The sequence below is a fragment of the Ottowia sp. genome, from assembly GCF_016703145.1.
Lineage (GTDB): Bacteria > Pseudomonadota > Gammaproteobacteria > Burkholderiales > Burkholderiaceae_C > Ottowia.
Genome location: NZ_JADJCO010000002.1, coordinates 235,081 through 249,028, shown reverse-complemented (window position 1 = coordinate 249,028; position 13,948 = coordinate 235,081). Strand labels below are relative to the sequence as shown.

The window sequence follows — 13,948 nt, the reverse complement described above, 5'->3', positions numbered from 1 at the left end:
CCGGTGCCAGCCCCCCGGGGCCGGTCATTTCCCGCGCAAGTCCACCACCCGCCGCGCCTTGCCCACGCTGCGCTCGATGCCGCCCTCGCCCTTCAGCTCGATCTCCACGCTGGAGCCGATGAAGACCTTGATCTCGTGCTGCAGCAGCCTGGCGGCGGCGCGCGCCTCGGTGCTGTCGGGGCTGACGCCGGGCGCGGTCTCGATGGCCACCTTCAGGCTGTCCAGCGGGCCCTCGCGCAGCAGCAGGCACTGGTAGTGCGGCGACAGCTCGGCGCGCTTCAGGATTAGCTCCTCGATCTGCGTCGGGAACACGTTGACCCCGCGGATGATCATCATGTCGTCGCTGCGGCCGGTGATCTTCTCCATGCGGCGCATGGTGCGCGCGGTGCCCGGCAGCAGGCGCGTGAGGTCGCGCGTGCGGTAGCGGATGATGGGCAGCGCTTCCTTGGTCAGGCTGGTGAAGACCAGTTCGCCGCTGGCGCCGTCGGGCAGCACGGCGCCGGTGTCGGGGTCGATGATCTCGGGATAGAAGTGGTCTTCCCAGATCGTCGGGCCGTCCTTGGTCTCCACGCACTCGCTGGCCACGCCGGGGCCCATGACTTCGGACAGGCCGTAGATGTCCACCGCGTCGATGCCCATGCGCGCCTCGATGGCCTGGCGCATCTCGTTGGTCCAGGGCTCGGCGCCGAAGATGCCCAGGCGCAGGCTGGTGCTTTTGGGGTCGAGCCCCGCGCGCTCGACCTCGTCGCACACCGCCAGCAGGTAGCTGGGCGTGACCATGATGATGTCGGGCTTGAAGTCCTGGATGAGCTGGATCTGCCGCTCGGTCTGGCCGCCGCCGAAGGGCACCACCGTGAGGCCCAGCTTCTCGGCCCCGTAGTGCGCGCCCAGGCCGCCGGTGAACAAGCCGTAGCCGTAGCTGATGTGCACCATGTCGCCCGGCCGCGCGCCGGCGGCGCGGATGCTGCGCGCCACCACGCCGGCCCAGGTGTCGATGTCCTTGCGCGTGTAGCCCACCACCGTGGGCTTGCCGGTGGTGCCGCTGCTGGCGTGGATGCGCGCCACCTGATCGCGCGGGACGGCGAACATGCCGAAGGGGTAGCTGCCGCGCAGGTCCTGCTTGGTGGTGAAGGGGAACTTCGCGAGGTCGGCGAGCGAACGGCAGTCGTCGGGATGCACGCCGGCGGCGTCGAACTTGGCCTTGTACACCGGCGAGTGGGCGTAGGCATGCGCCAGCGTGGCCTGCAGGCGCTTGAGCTGCAGGGCGCGCAGCTCGTCGAGGCTGGCCTTCTCGATCGGCTCCAGGGGAAAGTGCTTGGCGCTCATGTTCTTGTCTCCGTTGGGGTGGGTTCGTCGCCGGCCGGGATCACCGTGCCGCTGATCTGCGCGCTCTTGCCGCGGAACAGCGCCACGGCCTGGCCTTTCTGGTTGGTCACGCGCATGTCGTACACGCCGTGGCGGCCGTTCAAGGTCTGCTCCACGCCCTCGCAGGTGAGCACGTCGCCCTCGTGCGCGGGCTGGAGGAACTCGATGCCGCAGCCGCTGGCCACCGTGTTGTGGTTGCGGCTGTTGCAGGCGAAGGCGAAGGTCGAATCGGCCAGCGTGAAGATGAAGCCGCCGTGGCAGATCCGGTGGCCATTGAGGTGCAGCGCCCGCACCGCCATGCGCATGCGCGCGCGGCCGGGCTCGCAGGCCAGCAGTTCCATGCCCATGGTGTCGCGCGAGGCGCGGTCGGCGGCGAACATGGCCTCGCCCACGCGGCGGGCGAGATCCTGGGGATCGGGTGCGTCCATCATTCGCCCTTGAACCTCGGCGCGCGCTTCTGCAGGAAGGCCGTCACGCCCTCGATGTAGTCGTGCGTGAAGCCCAGGCGCGATTGCGCGTCGCGCTCGATGTCGAGCTGCTCATCCAGCGTGTGCGTGTGCGCGCCGCGCAGCAGGTGGCGCGTGGCCACCAGCGCGCGCGTGGGCATCGCCGCCAGGCGCTGGGCCAAGGCCTTGGCGGCGCCCAGGGCGTCGTCCTGCACGTCCCAGATCAGGCCCATGGCCTTGGCGTCGGCCGCGCCCAGCTTGTCGCCCGTCATGGCCAGCGCCAGCGCGCGCGCCAGGCCCACGCGCTGCGGCAGGAACCAGGTGGCGCCGCTGTCAGGCACCAGGCCGATCTTGCTGAAGGCCTGGATGAAGCTGGCGCCCGGCGCGGCGATGGCGATGTCGCACGCCATGGCCACCGAGGCGCCGGCACCCGCCGCCACGCCGTTGACGGCGCACACCGTGGGCACGCGCACTTGGGTCAGCCGCCGCGTGGTGGGGTTGAAGGCCTGCTCGATCACCGGGCCGGGGTCGGCGCGCCGCGCCAGGTTCGGCCCCTCGCTGAAGTCGAATTCCGACAGGTCGGCCCCGGCGCAAAAGCCCCGCCCGGCGCCGGTGAGCACCAGCGCGCGGACCGATTGGCTGGCCTCCACGCGGTCCAGCGCGGCCCACAGATCGCGGTGCATCTGCCGCGTGAAGCTGTTGAGCGACTGCGGTCGGTTGAGGGTCAGCACCGCGATGGCGCCCTCCTCCTCGTACAGGACGGCGGGTTCTGTCTGGCTCATGGTCTTTTGTCTCCTGGGGCCGCAATTTACCATTCGCCAACCAGCCGGTCGGCTAATTCGGCGCCGGTATAGTCATCGGCATTTCAGGAGATCCGCCCCATGGCCTACGAATTCATCGACGTCCGCACCGAAGGCGGACAGGTCGGCGTCATCACGCTCAACCGCCCCAAGCAGCTCAACGCGCTCAGCCCCGCGCTGATGGTCGAGCTGGGCCAGGCGCTGAAGGCGTTCGACGCCGACGAGGCCATCGGCTGCATCGTCATCACCGGCAGCGAGAAGGCCTTCGCCGCCGGTGCCGACATCGGCGCCATGGCCACCTACGGCTTCGCCGACGTGTACCGGGACGACTACATCACGCGCGACTGGGAAACCATCCGCAGCATCCGCAAGCCCGTCATCGCCGCCGTCAGCGGCTTCGCCCTGGGCGGCGGCTGCGAGCTGGCGATGATGTGCGACTTCATCATCGCCGCCGACAACGCCCGCTTCGGCCAGCCCGAGATCAAGCTGGGCATCATCCCCGGCGCCGGCGGCACCCAGCGCCTGCCGCGCGCGGTGGGCAAGGCCAAGGCCATGGACCTGATCCTCACCGGCCGCATGATGGACGCCGCCGAGGCCGAACGCGCCGGCCTGGTCAGCCGCGTGGTGCCGCTGGACAAGCTGATGGACGAGACCCTGGGCGCCGCGCTGATGATCTGCGGCCAAGGCCGGCTGGCCGTGATGGCCGCCAAGGAATGCGTCAACCGCGCCTTCGAAGGCACGCTGCCCGATGGCGTGATGTTCGAGCGGCGCCTGTTCCACGCCCTGTTCGCCACCGAGGACCAGAAGGAAGGCATGGACGCTTTCGTGGGCAAGCGGCCGGCGCGGTTCAGGCACCGATAGGCTTTTTCTGCCCCTATAATGCGCGGTTCCGGTGGTATAGCTCAGACGGTTAGAGCGTGGGATTCATAACCCCAAGGTCGGTGGTTCGATTCCACCTACCACCACCACATCACCTTCCGCCGACGTGCGCGAAGGTCCAAAAAGCCCTAAGGATCAACACCTTAGGGCTTTTTTCATCGGGCCGCTCCCAAGATGAAAACGCCCCCTCGGGTGCAGCGGACCACGTGGAGCGGAGAGCCGTCGAGGCCATCTGGCGCTGGTTGGTCCTGGAAACGGCAGCTACGCCGCATGCACCATCGCCACGCGAATCTCCACGCCATTGAACGGCACGCGCCACGCCCCCGCCTCTGTCTGCTCCACCAGCCCCAGCAAGCCCAGCCGGGCCGGGGTCAGGTCGCTGTAGAGGTCGCGGGCGCTGGGGTAGCTCAGGTAAAAGTCGGCATCGCCCTTGCGGCGTTGCATGGCCGCGGCGCCGCGCCGGGCGGCCTGGAAGAATCGCGCCTGCGCCTGAATTTCGATGATGGCTTTGGGCATGTTCAGCTCGCTTTCCAGTAGGTTACGTCGCGCTCGAAGTCGGCCAGCAAGGCGTCCAGCGTGGTGAAGGCATAGGCGTGTTTCCACGCCGCCCAGGTGGCGATGGTCACCCTTGCCACGCTCGTTGTCATAGCGCACTCCGCACTCCGTGGCATCGCCAAAAAACAGGCGGTATTTGAACGAATGCGCGCACGGCGGCACAGGGATATCGCAAAAATTTGGGAAGGCCATACCTCAAATGAGGTGTGCGGGGGTTTGCGGTCCCCACGTTTGCAACAAGAAAATTCTTATCTGACCCTAGGCCGACAGCAGGCGGCCGTGACCCGGTGCTTCCCAGAGCTCCAAGGTCGGCAAGCCTCGTCCCGTCCGCCCGCACGAAAGACGCGACGGCCACCTTCGAGGGCACGACGAACTGCTGGATTCAGGTTGCAGTATGGTCACTGCACTGACCGAGCAGGGCCGCCGATGGCTGCAGTGCTCGGCCCTCGAGGGGTGTGGACAGACGTCAGGTCTCGATGTGTGCGGCGCCATGGATATCTGGAACAGCGAGATGATTTTCAAAGACTACGCAGAGCTCGACAGCACCAACGCAGAGGCGAAGCGGTTGGTCGACAAGGGCGAGAGCGGCGTGTTCGTGGTGTCGACACGAAGGCAGACGGCCGGTCGTGGTCGCTACGGACGCGTGTGGCACGCCCCTGCGGACAACCTGTCCATGACGATTGCAGCGCCCCGCCCCTCCGTGGTCCAGGATTTTTCGACCTTGTCTTTGATGACGGGCGTGGTGATTCACGGCGTCCTGCAGAAATTGATAGGTGACCAAGCAGTCGCAAGAATCAAGTGGCCGAACGATGTGGTGGTCGATGACGCCAAGATTTCAGGAACCCTGATCGAAATCGACGCGGCACGCATCTATGTCGGGATCGGCGTGAACCTCCTGGCGGCACCGTCCGAAACCATTTATCCGACAACGTCCCTGGGGCGCTTTCATCCGATCGAGCGTCTGGACCTCATCGAGAAAATTGCGAATACCTGGGTCGAGCAGTTCCATATCTGGACGCGAGATGGATTCGCATCGATCGCGCAGACCTACACCGCCAACATCTGGCGCCGTGGCGAAGTCATGACCGTCGCTCTCAATGAAGCGCGCACGGAGCGTGTCGAAGGGCGTTGCCTTGGCGTCGACAGCACCGGGCTTCTCTTGCTGGAGAAGCCTGACGGCGAGGTCCAATCGTTCTCGACGGGAGACGTTGGCGTTTGATGCGCGGCACGCCTATTCAAGGGGCGATCAGGACCTTCCCCTCGGCCAAGGGATTGCTCGCATCGCGAAGCGCTGCCTTCACATCGTTCAGCCGATAGCGGCTGCGAATGTTCGAGCGTATTTCGCCATTGGCGATCAATGCACCGACCTGCGCATAGGTCGCTTGCACTTTTTCGAAGGGAATCTCGCGAATCCAGCTTCGCAGATGGAACATCTGGAAGTCGATGTCGGGTCTTTCCGACCAAAGCTTCGAAGGGATCGGTTGCCCCGACAACAGCCCGTAGTGAATGAACATGCCGTTGTGGCGCAAGAGATGCGTGAGCGGGAGCGCGCCCTGTCCGCCCACGCAATCGAAGATCGCATCGACCTTGTCGACGGGCGCCGAGACGTCGCTCCCATGGAGAGACTCCGTGCTGCCGGCATATTGAATCAGGTCGGCGGACAGGCCCGCGAGATTGCGCTTGGCGCGTTCGCTTCTCAGCAGCGCGATCGGTCGCAAGCCAGCGATATTGGCAAGCTTAACGATCATCTGGCCGATGGCGGAACCCGCCGCAGTCACGGCGATGCGCATGCCGGGCCGCACTTTGGCAACTTCATGCAGCATGCCCCAGGCCGTCATGGGATTGACGTAGCTCATTGCCGCTTGCTCGTCGTCGACGCCATCCGGCACCTGCAAGCACCATGCGGCCTCGCTGTCCTTCACGTCCTGCCAGGCACCAGCCGAGCCGATGGGGATGACACGCGCACCCTTTGCGATCCCGCTGACTTGAGCCCCGAGTTCTTCAACCACGCCGACGCCTTCGAAGCCGGGCAGGAAAGGCAATTGCGTCCTCGATCGATAGGCGCCGGAAATCGTGATGAGGTCGGACGGGTTGATTGCGCGCGCCGTCATCCGGATCCGAACGCTGTTCGCTGCAAGCGGCGCCAGGCCATGGCTTTCGAGTTTCACGACGTCGCGTGCATCTCCGAACTCATGGATAATCGCCCGTTGATGCATTGAATTCCCATTGGTCAAGGCGAGAGAAATGAACGTTTCTTTTTGGATGACGCATGACTGAAGAACGTAAGTGCCACGCCCAGTTCCGCGTCTCGATGCGTCATATCGATATCTTCGGTCACATCCACAATTCCGTCTATCTCGACTATTGTCAGGATGCAATAGTGGAGTATCTGCGCGCCGCGAATCTCTACCAGCAGATTAATTAGATATTAATTAGGGTCAGATGAAAATTTTCCTATTTGCAACAAGAAGATTCTTATCTGGCCCTATTTTATGATGGGGCGCAATCTTTCCAGATTGATTTATCCCCGCTCAGGACACGATCCCGCCCGCTGGCCAGCGGCGCACCACGCGCTGGAAGATCAGCGCGTTGGGGATCTGCAGCAGCCGGTCTTGCTCGCCCGCCTCGCCGGCCTCGCGCAGCGTGATGTAGAGCAAGTTGATGTCGATCACGCGGCCCTTGGCACCGGGTTTTTCGGCCATGTCCAGCACCTCGATGTCGTCGCCCAGGCGCAGCGGTTGGGCGACGAAGATGAGCATGGCGCAGAACAGGTTGGACAGCACGCTCCACGCCGCGAAGAAGGCCACCGCGCCCACGGCGGCGAAGCCGGTGAAGGCCGTCCACAGCACGGCGGCGGACACGCCCAGGCGCTCCAGCACCAGCAGCGCGGCGGCGGCGGCGATGAGCCAGCGGCACGCGCCGCGCAAGGGCACCAACATTTCGGGTGGCAGGCCGTAGAGCCGGCCGGCGCGGGCGATCACGCGCTTGACCAGCCAGTTGAGCAGCCACGCGGCCAGCAGGACCAGGGCGATCTGCAGCCCCGGGATGAGGATTTCCAGCCAGTCCTGCATCCAGTCGGGCAGGCGCGTTCGGAATCGGCGCATCAGTTCGAGCATGGTCACCTGTGAAAGTCATGGCGCGGGCCCGGAAGCGGCCCGCCGTCGCCGCCGATCGTAAAGGCAGGGGCGCCCGCCACACCGTTTAGCAAGAATTTAGGATGCGGCTAGCAAACTCTTAGCAACGCCGGGCCGGCGGCGTTCCTAGACTTTTCCCCTTACCGCGGCTCAAGGGAGCGGCGGGTTTTTGACGGGCCAAGACCTGAAAACGGCCCCTGAGAGGAAAAGCATGAAGATCGACCCCCGCGAGATGCAGGCCGCCCAGACCCTGGCCGAGGCGCTGCCGCGCCTGAACATCTACCAGGGCATCCACAAGGCCCTGCGCGCGATGATGATGGACACCCTGGCGGCCCTGGGCCGCCTGGACGCCGGCGATGGCGCCGATGTGGCGCGCGCCAGCGCGCGCGTGCTGGCGCTGGCCGAATGCTGCGAAAGCCACCTGGGCCACGAGAACGATTTCATCCACCCCGCGATGGAGGCGCATCGCCCCGGCAGCAGCGCCCAGGTCGCCGGGGAGCACGCGCACCACCTGGCCGCGCTCGCGCAGTTGCGCCAGGCCGTGGCCCTGCTGGGCGCCTGCCAGGGCGCCGCGCGCGCGGCCGCCGCGCTGGCGCTGTACCGGCAACTGGCGCTGTTCGTGGCCGAGAACTTCCAGCACATGCACTTCGAGGAAACCGCGCATAACCAGGTGCTGTGGGACGGCTACGGCGACGAGGAGCTGCAGGCGCTGGAGATGCGCATCGTGGCCAGCCTCCCGCCGGAGGAAAACCTCACGATGCTGCGCTGGATGATCCCCGCCATGGCGCCGGCCGAGCGCCTGCAGGTGCTGGGCGGCATGCAGGCCGGCGCGCCGGCCCCGGCCTTCGCCGCCGCGCTGGACGTGGTGCGGCCGCACCTGAGCGGCCACGACTGGGCCCGGCTCGCCGGCGGCCTGGGCGTGCCGGCCTGAGAGCGCGTTTGCGGCCCCGCCCTGTTCAGACTCGCCTTATTCCGACTCGCCCGCCTCCACCCGCGCCCCCACGCACAGGCGGAACTGGCCGCGCCCGGTCTTCTCGATGCGCAGGGGCAGCGGCTGCTCGGCCAGGCGGCGCTCCAGCAGGATCAGGCGCGCCTCCAGGTTGTCCACCACGTCGGGCAGGCCGATGCCGGGGTCCAGCCGCAGCTCGCGGTTGGTGAAGGCGGTGCGGCCGTGCCGCAGGTAGTCCTGCAGCAGTTTCCAGAAGATGGCCCCGGCCACGCCCTTGATGAGGTAGCTGCCGTTGAGGAAGATGCTGTTGTTGCTGCGGTAGCGGTGCACCCGCAGGTGGCCGTGCACGGCGGGCGGCGGCTCGGCGCGGCGCGGGCCGTGGGCGGGGCCGGCGGCGTCGCCGTCCTGGCGCAGCAGGTCGATGGTGGTGCCCAGGTGGCTGGCCAGCGACACCAGCACGTCCTCGTCCTCGAAGCCGAAGCGCGCCTCCTCGGTGCTCTCGACGAAGACCACGCCCAGCAGCCGGTCGGCCGAGGCGACGGGCACCGCCATCTGGCTGTGCGGCTGGGGCAGGCCGGGGTAGGGGATGTCGGTGCTGGGCCCGGTGGGCAGCTCCAGGCTCTGGCGCGCCGCGTGGCTGTACAGGCTGGCGTTGACGACGTGGGAAATGCGCACCGGCGTGCGCGCCCGGGCGGCCATGCCGATCACGCCCTGGCCCAGCGCGATCTCCGAGCCCACGCCCGAGCGCGCGTAGCCGTGGCTGGCCACGGTGTAAAGGCGCTGCTGGGCCGGGTCGAGCAGCAGGACCATGGCGTGCGCCACGCCCAGGTCCTGCGTGAGCGCGCGCACCACGGCGGCCAGCGCCTCGTCGAGCGAGTGGCTGCGCGCCAGTTGCTCGCCGCCGCGCCGGGCCGCGCCCAGCAGGCCACGCCGGGGCGGCGGGGGCGGCAGGCTGTCGCCGGGCACGGGCTCGATGCCGCGCACGGCATAGAGGTCGGCGCCCTTGAGTTCGAACACGTCGGCCATGCCGCTGTGCGAGGCGATGCCGGCCAGCTGCGCGCGCATGCTCTCGAACACCGGCCCCTCGGTCTGCGTGTGCAGGTAGCGGATGCCCAGCCGGTAGAAGGCGAAGGTGTGCGGATCCAGCAGCAGCAGCGTGGCGTCGGGGTTGGCCAGGATGTTCTGCCGCGTCTTGTTGAAGAACTGGAACGACAGCGCGACGTGGCCCGGATCGACGTAGTAGACCTGCGACAGGTAGGCCACGTTGGGCGTGCCGTCGGCCGCGCAGGTGGCGATGATGGCGGGGATGATGCCCTCCAGGCAGAGCCGGATGTCGTCGAGCGCGAGCGGGTTCACCGGAGCACCTCCTGCCTGCGGCTGCGGTACGAGCTGGCTTTGGACGGCCCTCATGGCCGCGTACCGCCGGCCAGTGGCGCGCCGGCCTGGCGGCCCGGCGTCTGGTCGAAGGCCTGCTCCGGCGTGAAGCCCACGGCCACCACGTCGTCCAGTCGGTGGGCCAGCATGGCGCGGGTGTGCACGGGGCTGAAGCCGATCTGCCCCAGTTGCCATTCCATGCCGCGCAGGTAGCGCTGCAGCACGGCGGCGTCGCGCGCCTCGGCGGGGCGCAGCTCGACGCGGCGGGCCTTGACCTGCAGCGACCGGTTGGTGCTGGGCTCGCTGAACACCACGGCGATCTGGCCGGTGGCTTCCAGGTCGGCCAGCACCTGCCGCGCGGTCAGCTGGTTCAGGTAGACGGTGATGCGCCCGCCGTCCCCGGCGATGTCGGCGCCGACCGCGCGCATCAGGCTGGGGTGGTGCAGCGCGTCGCGCGAGGCGACGATGGTGGACACGCCCCGGGCGATCCAGGCGGCGTGCTCGGGCCGCAGCAGCGCGGCGGGCGTGGGGCTGTCTGCGGGGGGCTGCATGCGGGCCGGGCCGGCGGGATGTCTGGAAGAGGCGGAGGGCGCAATTCTAGGTTTTCCGCCCGCTTTTCGCGCCCGCCGTCAGGGCGCCGCGATGGCCCGCCACACGCGCTCGGGCGTGGCGGGCGCGTCCATCTGCACGCGAGGATGCTCGCCGCCCCGCGCGGCGGCCACGGCGTGGCGCAGCGCCTCCCAGACGCTGATGGCCAGCATGAAGGGCGGCTCGCCGACGGCCTTGCCGCGGAAGATGGTGTCTTCCGCGTTGGCCTCGGGCCACAGGTGCACGGCGAAGTGCGGCGGCACGTCGCCGGCGGTGGGGATCTTGTAGGTGCTGGGCGCCCGGGTGGCGAGCAGGCCCTTCTCGTCCCACACCAGCTCTTCGGTGGTGAGCCAGCCCATGCCCTGGATGAAGCCGCCCTCGATCTGGCCGATGTCGATGGCCGGGTTGATGCTGCGGCCCACGTCGTGCAGGATGTCCACGGCCAGCACGCGGTATTCGCCGGTGCGGGTGTCCACGGCCACCTCGCTGCACGCCGCGCCGTAGGCGAAGTAGAAGAACGGCCGGCCGGTGAGGGTCTGCTTGTCGTAGTGGATCTTGGGCGTGCGGTAGAAGCCGTCGCTCCACAGCTGGATGCGGTTGGCGTAGGCCAGTTGCACCACCTGGGCGAAGCCACGCTCGGCCTTGGGGCTGGCGACCTGGCCGCCGGCGAACGACACCGCCCCGGCGCCGCAGCCGTCCAGCCCGGCGACGAAGGCGGCCAGGTTGTCGCGCACGGCGCGCGCGGCGGCCTGGGCGGCCTTGCCGTTCAAGTCGGTACCGCTGGAGGCGGCGGTGGCGCTGGCGTTGGGCACCTTGTCGGTGTCGCTGGCGGTGACGAGCACGCGCGCCAGCGGCACGCCCAGCTCGTCGGCCACGACCTGCGCCACCTTGGTGTGCAGGCCCTGGCCCATCTCGGTGCCGCCGTGGCTGACCTGCACGCTGCCGTCGGTGTACACGTGCACCAGCGCGCCGGCCTGGTTGAACAGCGTGGCGGTGAAGCTGATGCCGAACTTCACCGGCGTGACCGCCAGGCCGCGCTTGACGTCGGCGTGCGCAGAATTCCAAGCCGAAACGGCCTCCTGCCGGCGCCGGTATTGCGCTATCAGCTCCAGTTTTGGTAGCAGCTCGGGCAGGATGTTGTCCTCCACCCGCATCTGGTAGTGGGTGGTGTCGCGCTCGCCGCGGCCGTACAGGTTGGCCAGGCGCACGTCCAGCGCGTCGCGGCCGAGGTGGCGCGCGATGTCGCCCAGCAGGGTCTCGATGGCGATCACGCCCTGCGGGCCGCCGAAGCCGCGGAAGGCGGTGTGGCTCTGCACGTGGGTGCGGCAGCGGAAGCTGCGGATGGCGACGTGCTCCAGGAAGTAGGCGTTGTCCACATGGAACACCGCGCGGTCGGCCACCGGGCCGGACAAATCGGCCGAGAAGCCGCAGTTGGCCATCATGTCCAGCTTCAGGCCGAGGATGCGGCCGGCACCGTCGAAGCCCACCTCGTAGTCGTAGGCGAAGGGGTGGCGCTTGCCGGTGACCAGGAAGTCGTCGTCGCGGTCCAGCCGCAGCTTGACGGGCGCGCCGGTCTTGCGCGCGGCCAGCGCGGCCCACACGGCCAGGTGGCCGGCCTGCGTCTCCTTGCCGCCGAAGCCGCCGCCCATGCGCCGGCATTCCACGCGCACGGCGTGGCTGGCGATGCCCAGCGCGTGCGCCACCCAGTGCTGCACCTCGCCGGGGTGCTGGGTGCTGCTGAGGACGTGCCACTGGCCCTGCTCGCGCGGCACGGCCAGGGCGACCTGCCCTTCGAGGTAGAAGTGCTCCTGCCCGCCGACGGCGAAGCGCCCGCGCAGCCGGTGCGGCGCGGCGGCCAGCGCGGCGCCGGCATCGCCGCGCGCCACGGTGACGGGCGGCAGCACGAAGCTGTGCGCGGCCATGGCCTCGTCGAGGGTGAGGATGGCGGGCAGCAGCTCGATGTCCAGCACCACCCGCCGCGCCGCGTGGCGCGCGGCCTGCACCGTGTCGGCCACCACCAGGGCGACCACCTGCCCGGCGTGGTGCACGTGGCCGTCGGCCAGGATGGGCTCGTCGTGCGCAGGCGTGGCCAGCCGCGCGTCGCCGGGGATGTCGGCGGCCAGCACCACGGCGCGCACGCTGGGGTGGGCCAGCGCGGGCGCCACGTCGACGCCGCGCAGGCGGCCGTGCGCCACGGGCGAGAGCACGGGCGCGGCGTGCAGCGTGCCGCGCGGCTCGGGCAGGTCGTCGACGTAGGGCGCCAGGCCCTGCACGTGGGCGTGGGCGCTTTCATGCGGGTGGGGTGCGCCGCAGGCGGGGCCGGCCAGCGCGGCGTCGGGCAGCGAGGCGTTCATGGCCGCGCCCCCGCGTCGATGGGGGCCAGGTCGGCCAGGGCCGGCCCGGCGCCGGGCTGCATCCGCGCGCCCAGGCGGCGCAGTAGGCTGCCCAGCATGTGCCGGCGGTAGCCGGCGCTGGCGCGCATGTCGCCGATGGGCTGGAACTCGCCCTCCAGCACCTGGGCGGCAGCATCGAAAGTGGCCAAGGCCGGCGTCCTGCCAGTGAGTGCAGCTTCTGTCTTGATGGCACGCGCCGGCACCGCCGCGACGCCGCCGGCGCCGACGCGGGCCTGCGCGATGCGCCCGCCCTCGACGCGCAGGGCGATGGCCAGGCACACGGCGGAGATGTCGTCCTCGAAGCGCTTGCTGATCTTGAACGCCTGCGCCACCTCGCCGGGCGCGGGCAGCGGCACGTCGATGCGCGCCAGCACTTCATCGGGCGCCAGCGCGGTCTGGCGGTAGCCGAGGTAGAAGTCCTCGATGGGCAGCAGGCGCTCGCCGCCCGGGCCGGCCAGCGCCAGCGTGGCGCCCAGGGCGATGAGCAGCGGCATCGAGTCGCCGATGGGCGAGCCGTTGGCGACGTTGCCGCCCAGCGTGCCGCTCTGGCGCACGGGCAGGCCGGCGAAGCGGTCGAAAAAGGGGGCGAGCCGCGGACGGTCCCCGGCCAGCGCGGCGAAGGCGTCGTTCAGCGTGGCGGCGGCGCCGATGCGCAGCACGCCCGCGCCGCGCTCGACGCGCCGCAGCTCGGCCACGCGCGTGACGTCGATGACGCGCCCGAAGCGCCGGTGCTGCTTGGTGATCCACAGCCCGGCGTCGGTGGTGCCGGCGGCGATCAGCGCATCGGGGTGCGCGGCGCGCAGCGCCAGCAGCTCGGTCAGGGTCCGGGGCAGGAAGTAGTTTTTTGAAGCCGAATCGGCCTCCAGCCCGCACCCTGATTGCGCCAGCAGCTCCAGTTTTTGTAGTATTCCGGCCTCGTCCAGCGGCGGCTCGGGCCAGTGGTGCATGGTCTGCGCGGCGTCCAGGATGGGGCGATAGCCGGTGCAGCGGCACAGGTTGCCCGACAGCGCGTGCAGCGCCTGGCCGCGCGTCACCGCCTGCCCGCCGCGCTGGCGGTGCAGGGCGAACAGGCTCATCACGAAGCCGGGCGTGCAGAAGCCGCACTGCGCGCCGTGGCACTCGACCATCGCGCGCTGGGCCGGGTGCGGGGTGCCGTCGGCGCCGGCGATGTCCTCGGCCGTCCACAGCGCCATGCCGTCCACGCTGTGCGCCAGGCGGATGCAGCTGTTGATGGCGCGCCAGGCCAGCCGGCCGCCTTCGCCGCGCTCGGCCACGGCGACGGTGCAGGCGCCGCAGTCGCCGCTGGCGCAGCCCTCCTTGGCGGCGGTGCAGCGCAGGTCCTCGCGCAGCAGCTCCAGCAGCGTGCGGTCGGGTGCTACATTGCCCAGCGTGACGGTCTGCCCGCGCCGCACCAGGCGCAGCGGGGATGAGGAGGACTCGGGGGCGCTCATGATGTCTTTCAGTA

Annotated in this window: 15 protein-coding genes, 1 tRNA gene and 1 pseudogene; 5 read left to right on the top strand and 12 right to left on the bottom strand. The window is 69.2% G+C overall.

The annotated features are described in order from the left end of the window. Positions 1 to 24 precede the first annotated feature (24 nt). The 3 genes from paaK to IPG65_RS01360 are packed head-to-tail and all read right to left on the bottom strand — an operon-like array spanning position 25 to position 2,593. Positions 25 to 1,326 carry a phenylacetate--CoA ligase PaaK gene (paaK, locus tag IPG65_RS01370; RefSeq protein ID WP_293187519.1) on the bottom strand — a complete coding sequence of 434 codons (1,302 nt, stop codon included), beginning with the start codon at positions 1,324 to 1,326 and terminating at the stop codon, positions 25 to 27. Beyond that, positions 1,323 to 1,796, bottom strand: a complete 474-nt coding sequence (gene paaI, locus IPG65_RS01365) for a hydroxyphenylacetyl-CoA thioesterase PaaI (RefSeq protein WP_293187518.1) — start codon at positions 1,794 to 1,796, stop codon at positions 1,323 to 1,325. Before paaI ends, paaK begins: the two co-directional genes overlap by 4 nt. Next, positions 1,793 to 2,593, bottom strand: a complete 801-nt coding sequence (locus IPG65_RS01360; RefSeq protein WP_293187517.1) for an enoyl-CoA hydratase-related protein — start codon at positions 2,591 to 2,593, stop codon at positions 1,793 to 1,795. Before IPG65_RS01360 ends, paaI begins: the two co-directional genes overlap by 4 nt. A gap of 99 nt (positions 2,594 to 2,692) precedes the next feature. Here IPG65_RS01360 and IPG65_RS01355 point away from each other — a divergent pair, with 99 nt between their 5' ends. Continuing rightward, positions 2,693 to 3,472, top strand: a complete 780-nt coding sequence (locus tag IPG65_RS01355) for an enoyl-CoA hydratase (RefSeq protein ID WP_293187516.1) — start codon at positions 2,693 to 2,695, stop codon at positions 3,470 to 3,472. A gap of 30 nt (positions 3,473 to 3,502) precedes the next feature. Next, positions 3,503 to 3,579: transfer RNA gene (locus IPG65_RS01350), tRNA-Met, on the top strand. 172 nt (positions 3,580 to 3,751) lie between these two features. On the opposite strand, the gene IPG65_RS01345 is transcribed toward IPG65_RS01350, so the two are convergent. The 3 genes and pseudogenes from IPG65_RS01345 to IPG65_RS19290 all read right to left on the bottom strand — a co-directional run. After that, complete coding sequence (locus IPG65_RS01345) at positions 3,752 to 4,006, bottom strand: hypothetical protein (protein ID WP_293187515.1); 255 nt, start codon at positions 4,004 to 4,006, stop codon at positions 3,752 to 3,754. Positions 4,007 to 4,008: 2 nt separating this feature from the next. Continuing rightward, a complete protein-coding gene (locus IPG65_RS01340; protein WP_293187514.1) occupies positions 4,009 to 4,137 on the bottom strand; it encodes a hypothetical protein in 129 nt (42 codons plus the stop codon). A 4-nt stretch (positions 4,138 to 4,141) separates the two neighbouring features. Continuing rightward, positions 4,142 to 4,237: pseudogene (locus IPG65_RS19290) on the bottom strand (hypothetical protein); the annotation flags it as partial. 202 nt (positions 4,238 to 4,439) lie between these two features. On the opposite strand from IPG65_RS19290, the gene IPG65_RS01335 reads away from it, so the two are divergent. Beyond that, a complete protein-coding gene (locus tag IPG65_RS01335) occupies positions 4,440 to 5,264 on the top strand; it encodes a biotin--[acetyl-CoA-carboxylase] ligase (protein ID WP_293187513.1) in 825 nt (274 codons plus the stop codon). Between the two features lie 16 nt (positions 5,265 to 5,280). On the opposite strand, the gene IPG65_RS01330 is transcribed toward IPG65_RS01335, so the two are convergent. Further along, positions 5,281 to 6,213 carry a zinc-dependent alcohol dehydrogenase family protein gene (locus IPG65_RS01330; RefSeq protein ID WP_293187512.1) on the bottom strand — a complete coding sequence of 311 codons (933 nt, stop codon included), beginning with the start codon at positions 6,211 to 6,213 and terminating at the stop codon, positions 5,281 to 5,283. Positions 6,214 to 6,314: 101 nt separating this feature from the next. On the opposite strand from IPG65_RS01330, the gene IPG65_RS01325 reads away from it, so the two are divergent. Next, on the top strand, positions 6,315 to 6,470 hold the full coding sequence (locus tag IPG65_RS01325) for a thioesterase family protein (RefSeq protein WP_293187511.1): 156 nt from the start codon (positions 6,315 to 6,317) through the stop codon (positions 6,468 to 6,470). Positions 6,471 to 6,576: 106 nt separating this feature from the next. Here the strand turns inward: IPG65_RS01325 and IPG65_RS01320 are convergent, their stop codons facing one another. Next, entirely contained in the window at positions 6,577 to 7,149 is a 573-nt protein-coding gene (locus IPG65_RS01320) for a mechanosensitive ion channel domain-containing protein (RefSeq protein ID WP_293187510.1), read from the bottom strand. A 241-nt stretch (positions 7,150 to 7,390) separates the two neighbouring features. Between IPG65_RS01320 and IPG65_RS01315 the strand changes: the two genes are divergently transcribed. Continuing rightward, positions 7,391 to 8,110, top strand: a complete 720-nt coding sequence (locus IPG65_RS01315) for a hemerythrin domain-containing protein (protein ID WP_293187509.1) — start codon at positions 7,391 to 7,393, stop codon at positions 8,108 to 8,110. Positions 8,111 to 8,146: 36 nt separating this feature from the next. On the opposite strand, the gene IPG65_RS01310 is transcribed toward IPG65_RS01315, so the two are convergent. The 4 genes from IPG65_RS01310 to xdhA form a co-directional block, all read right to left on the bottom strand. Continuing rightward, positions 8,147 to 9,484, bottom strand: coding sequence for a GAF domain-containing protein (locus IPG65_RS01310; RefSeq protein WP_293187508.1), 1,338 nt, complete (start codon positions 9,482 to 9,484; stop codon positions 8,147 to 8,149). A 50-nt stretch (positions 9,485 to 9,534) separates the two neighbouring features. Then, entirely contained in the window at positions 9,535 to 10,053 is a 519-nt protein-coding gene (locus IPG65_RS01305; RefSeq protein WP_293187507.1) for a hypothetical protein, read from the bottom strand. Between the two features lie 78 nt (positions 10,054 to 10,131). Beyond that, positions 10,132 to 12,444: a xanthine dehydrogenase molybdopterin binding subunit gene (gene xdhB / locus IPG65_RS01300; RefSeq protein WP_293187506.1), complete on the bottom strand. Its 2,313-nt coding sequence runs from the start codon at positions 12,442 to 12,444 to the stop codon at positions 10,132 to 10,134. After that, a complete protein-coding gene (xdhA, locus tag IPG65_RS01295) occupies positions 12,441 to 13,934 on the bottom strand; it encodes a xanthine dehydrogenase small subunit (RefSeq protein WP_293187505.1) in 1,494 nt (497 codons plus the stop codon). The genes xdhB and xdhA overlap by 4 nt, the downstream gene beginning before the upstream one ends. Between the last annotated feature and the right edge of the window lie 14 nt (positions 13,935 to 13,948).

Coding starts and splice junctions, on each gene's coding strand:
- paaK (WP_293187519.1), bottom strand. CDS start 1,326: ATGAGCGCCAAGCACTTTCCCCTGGAGCCGATCGAGAAGGCCAGCCTC.
- paaI (WP_293187518.1), bottom strand. CDS start 1,796: ATGATGGACGCACCCGATCCCCAGGATCTCGCCCGCCGCGTGGGCGAG.
- IPG65_RS01360 (WP_293187517.1), bottom strand. CDS start 2,593: ATGAGCCAGACAGAACCCGCCGTCCTGTACGAGGAGGAGGGCGCCATC.
- IPG65_RS01355 (WP_293187516.1), top strand. CDS start 2,693: ATGGCCTACGAATTCATCGACGTCCGCACCGAAGGCGGACAGGTCGGC.
- IPG65_RS01345 (WP_293187515.1), bottom strand. CDS start 4,006: ATGCCCAAAGCCATCATCGAAATTCAGGCGCAGGCGCGATTCTTCCAG.
- IPG65_RS01340 (WP_293187514.1), bottom strand. CDS start 4,137: ATGACAACGAGCGTGGCAAGGGTGACCATCGCCACCTGGGCGGCGTGG.
- IPG65_RS01335 (WP_293187513.1), top strand. CDS start 4,440: ATGGTCACTGCACTGACCGAGCAGGGCCGCCGATGGCTGCAGTGCTCG.
- IPG65_RS01325 (WP_293187511.1), top strand. CDS start 6,315: ATGACTGAAGAACGTAAGTGCCACGCCCAGTTCCGCGTCTCGATGCGT.
- IPG65_RS01320 (WP_293187510.1), bottom strand. CDS start 7,149: ATGCGCCGATTCCGAACGCGCCTGCCCGACTGGATGCAGGACTGGCTG.
- IPG65_RS01315 (WP_293187509.1), top strand. CDS start 7,391: ATGAAGATCGACCCCCGCGAGATGCAGGCCGCCCAGACCCTGGCCGAG.
- IPG65_RS01305 (WP_293187507.1), bottom strand. CDS start 10,053: ATGCAGCCCCCCGCAGACAGCCCCACGCCCGCCGCGCTGCTGCGGCCC.
- xdhB (WP_293187506.1), bottom strand. CDS start 12,444: ATGAACGCCTCGCTGCCCGACGCCGCGCTGGCCGGCCCCGCCTGCGGC.
- xdhA (WP_293187505.1), bottom strand. CDS start 13,934: ATGAGCGCCCCCGAGTCCTCCTCATCCCCGCTGCGCCTGGTGCGGCGC.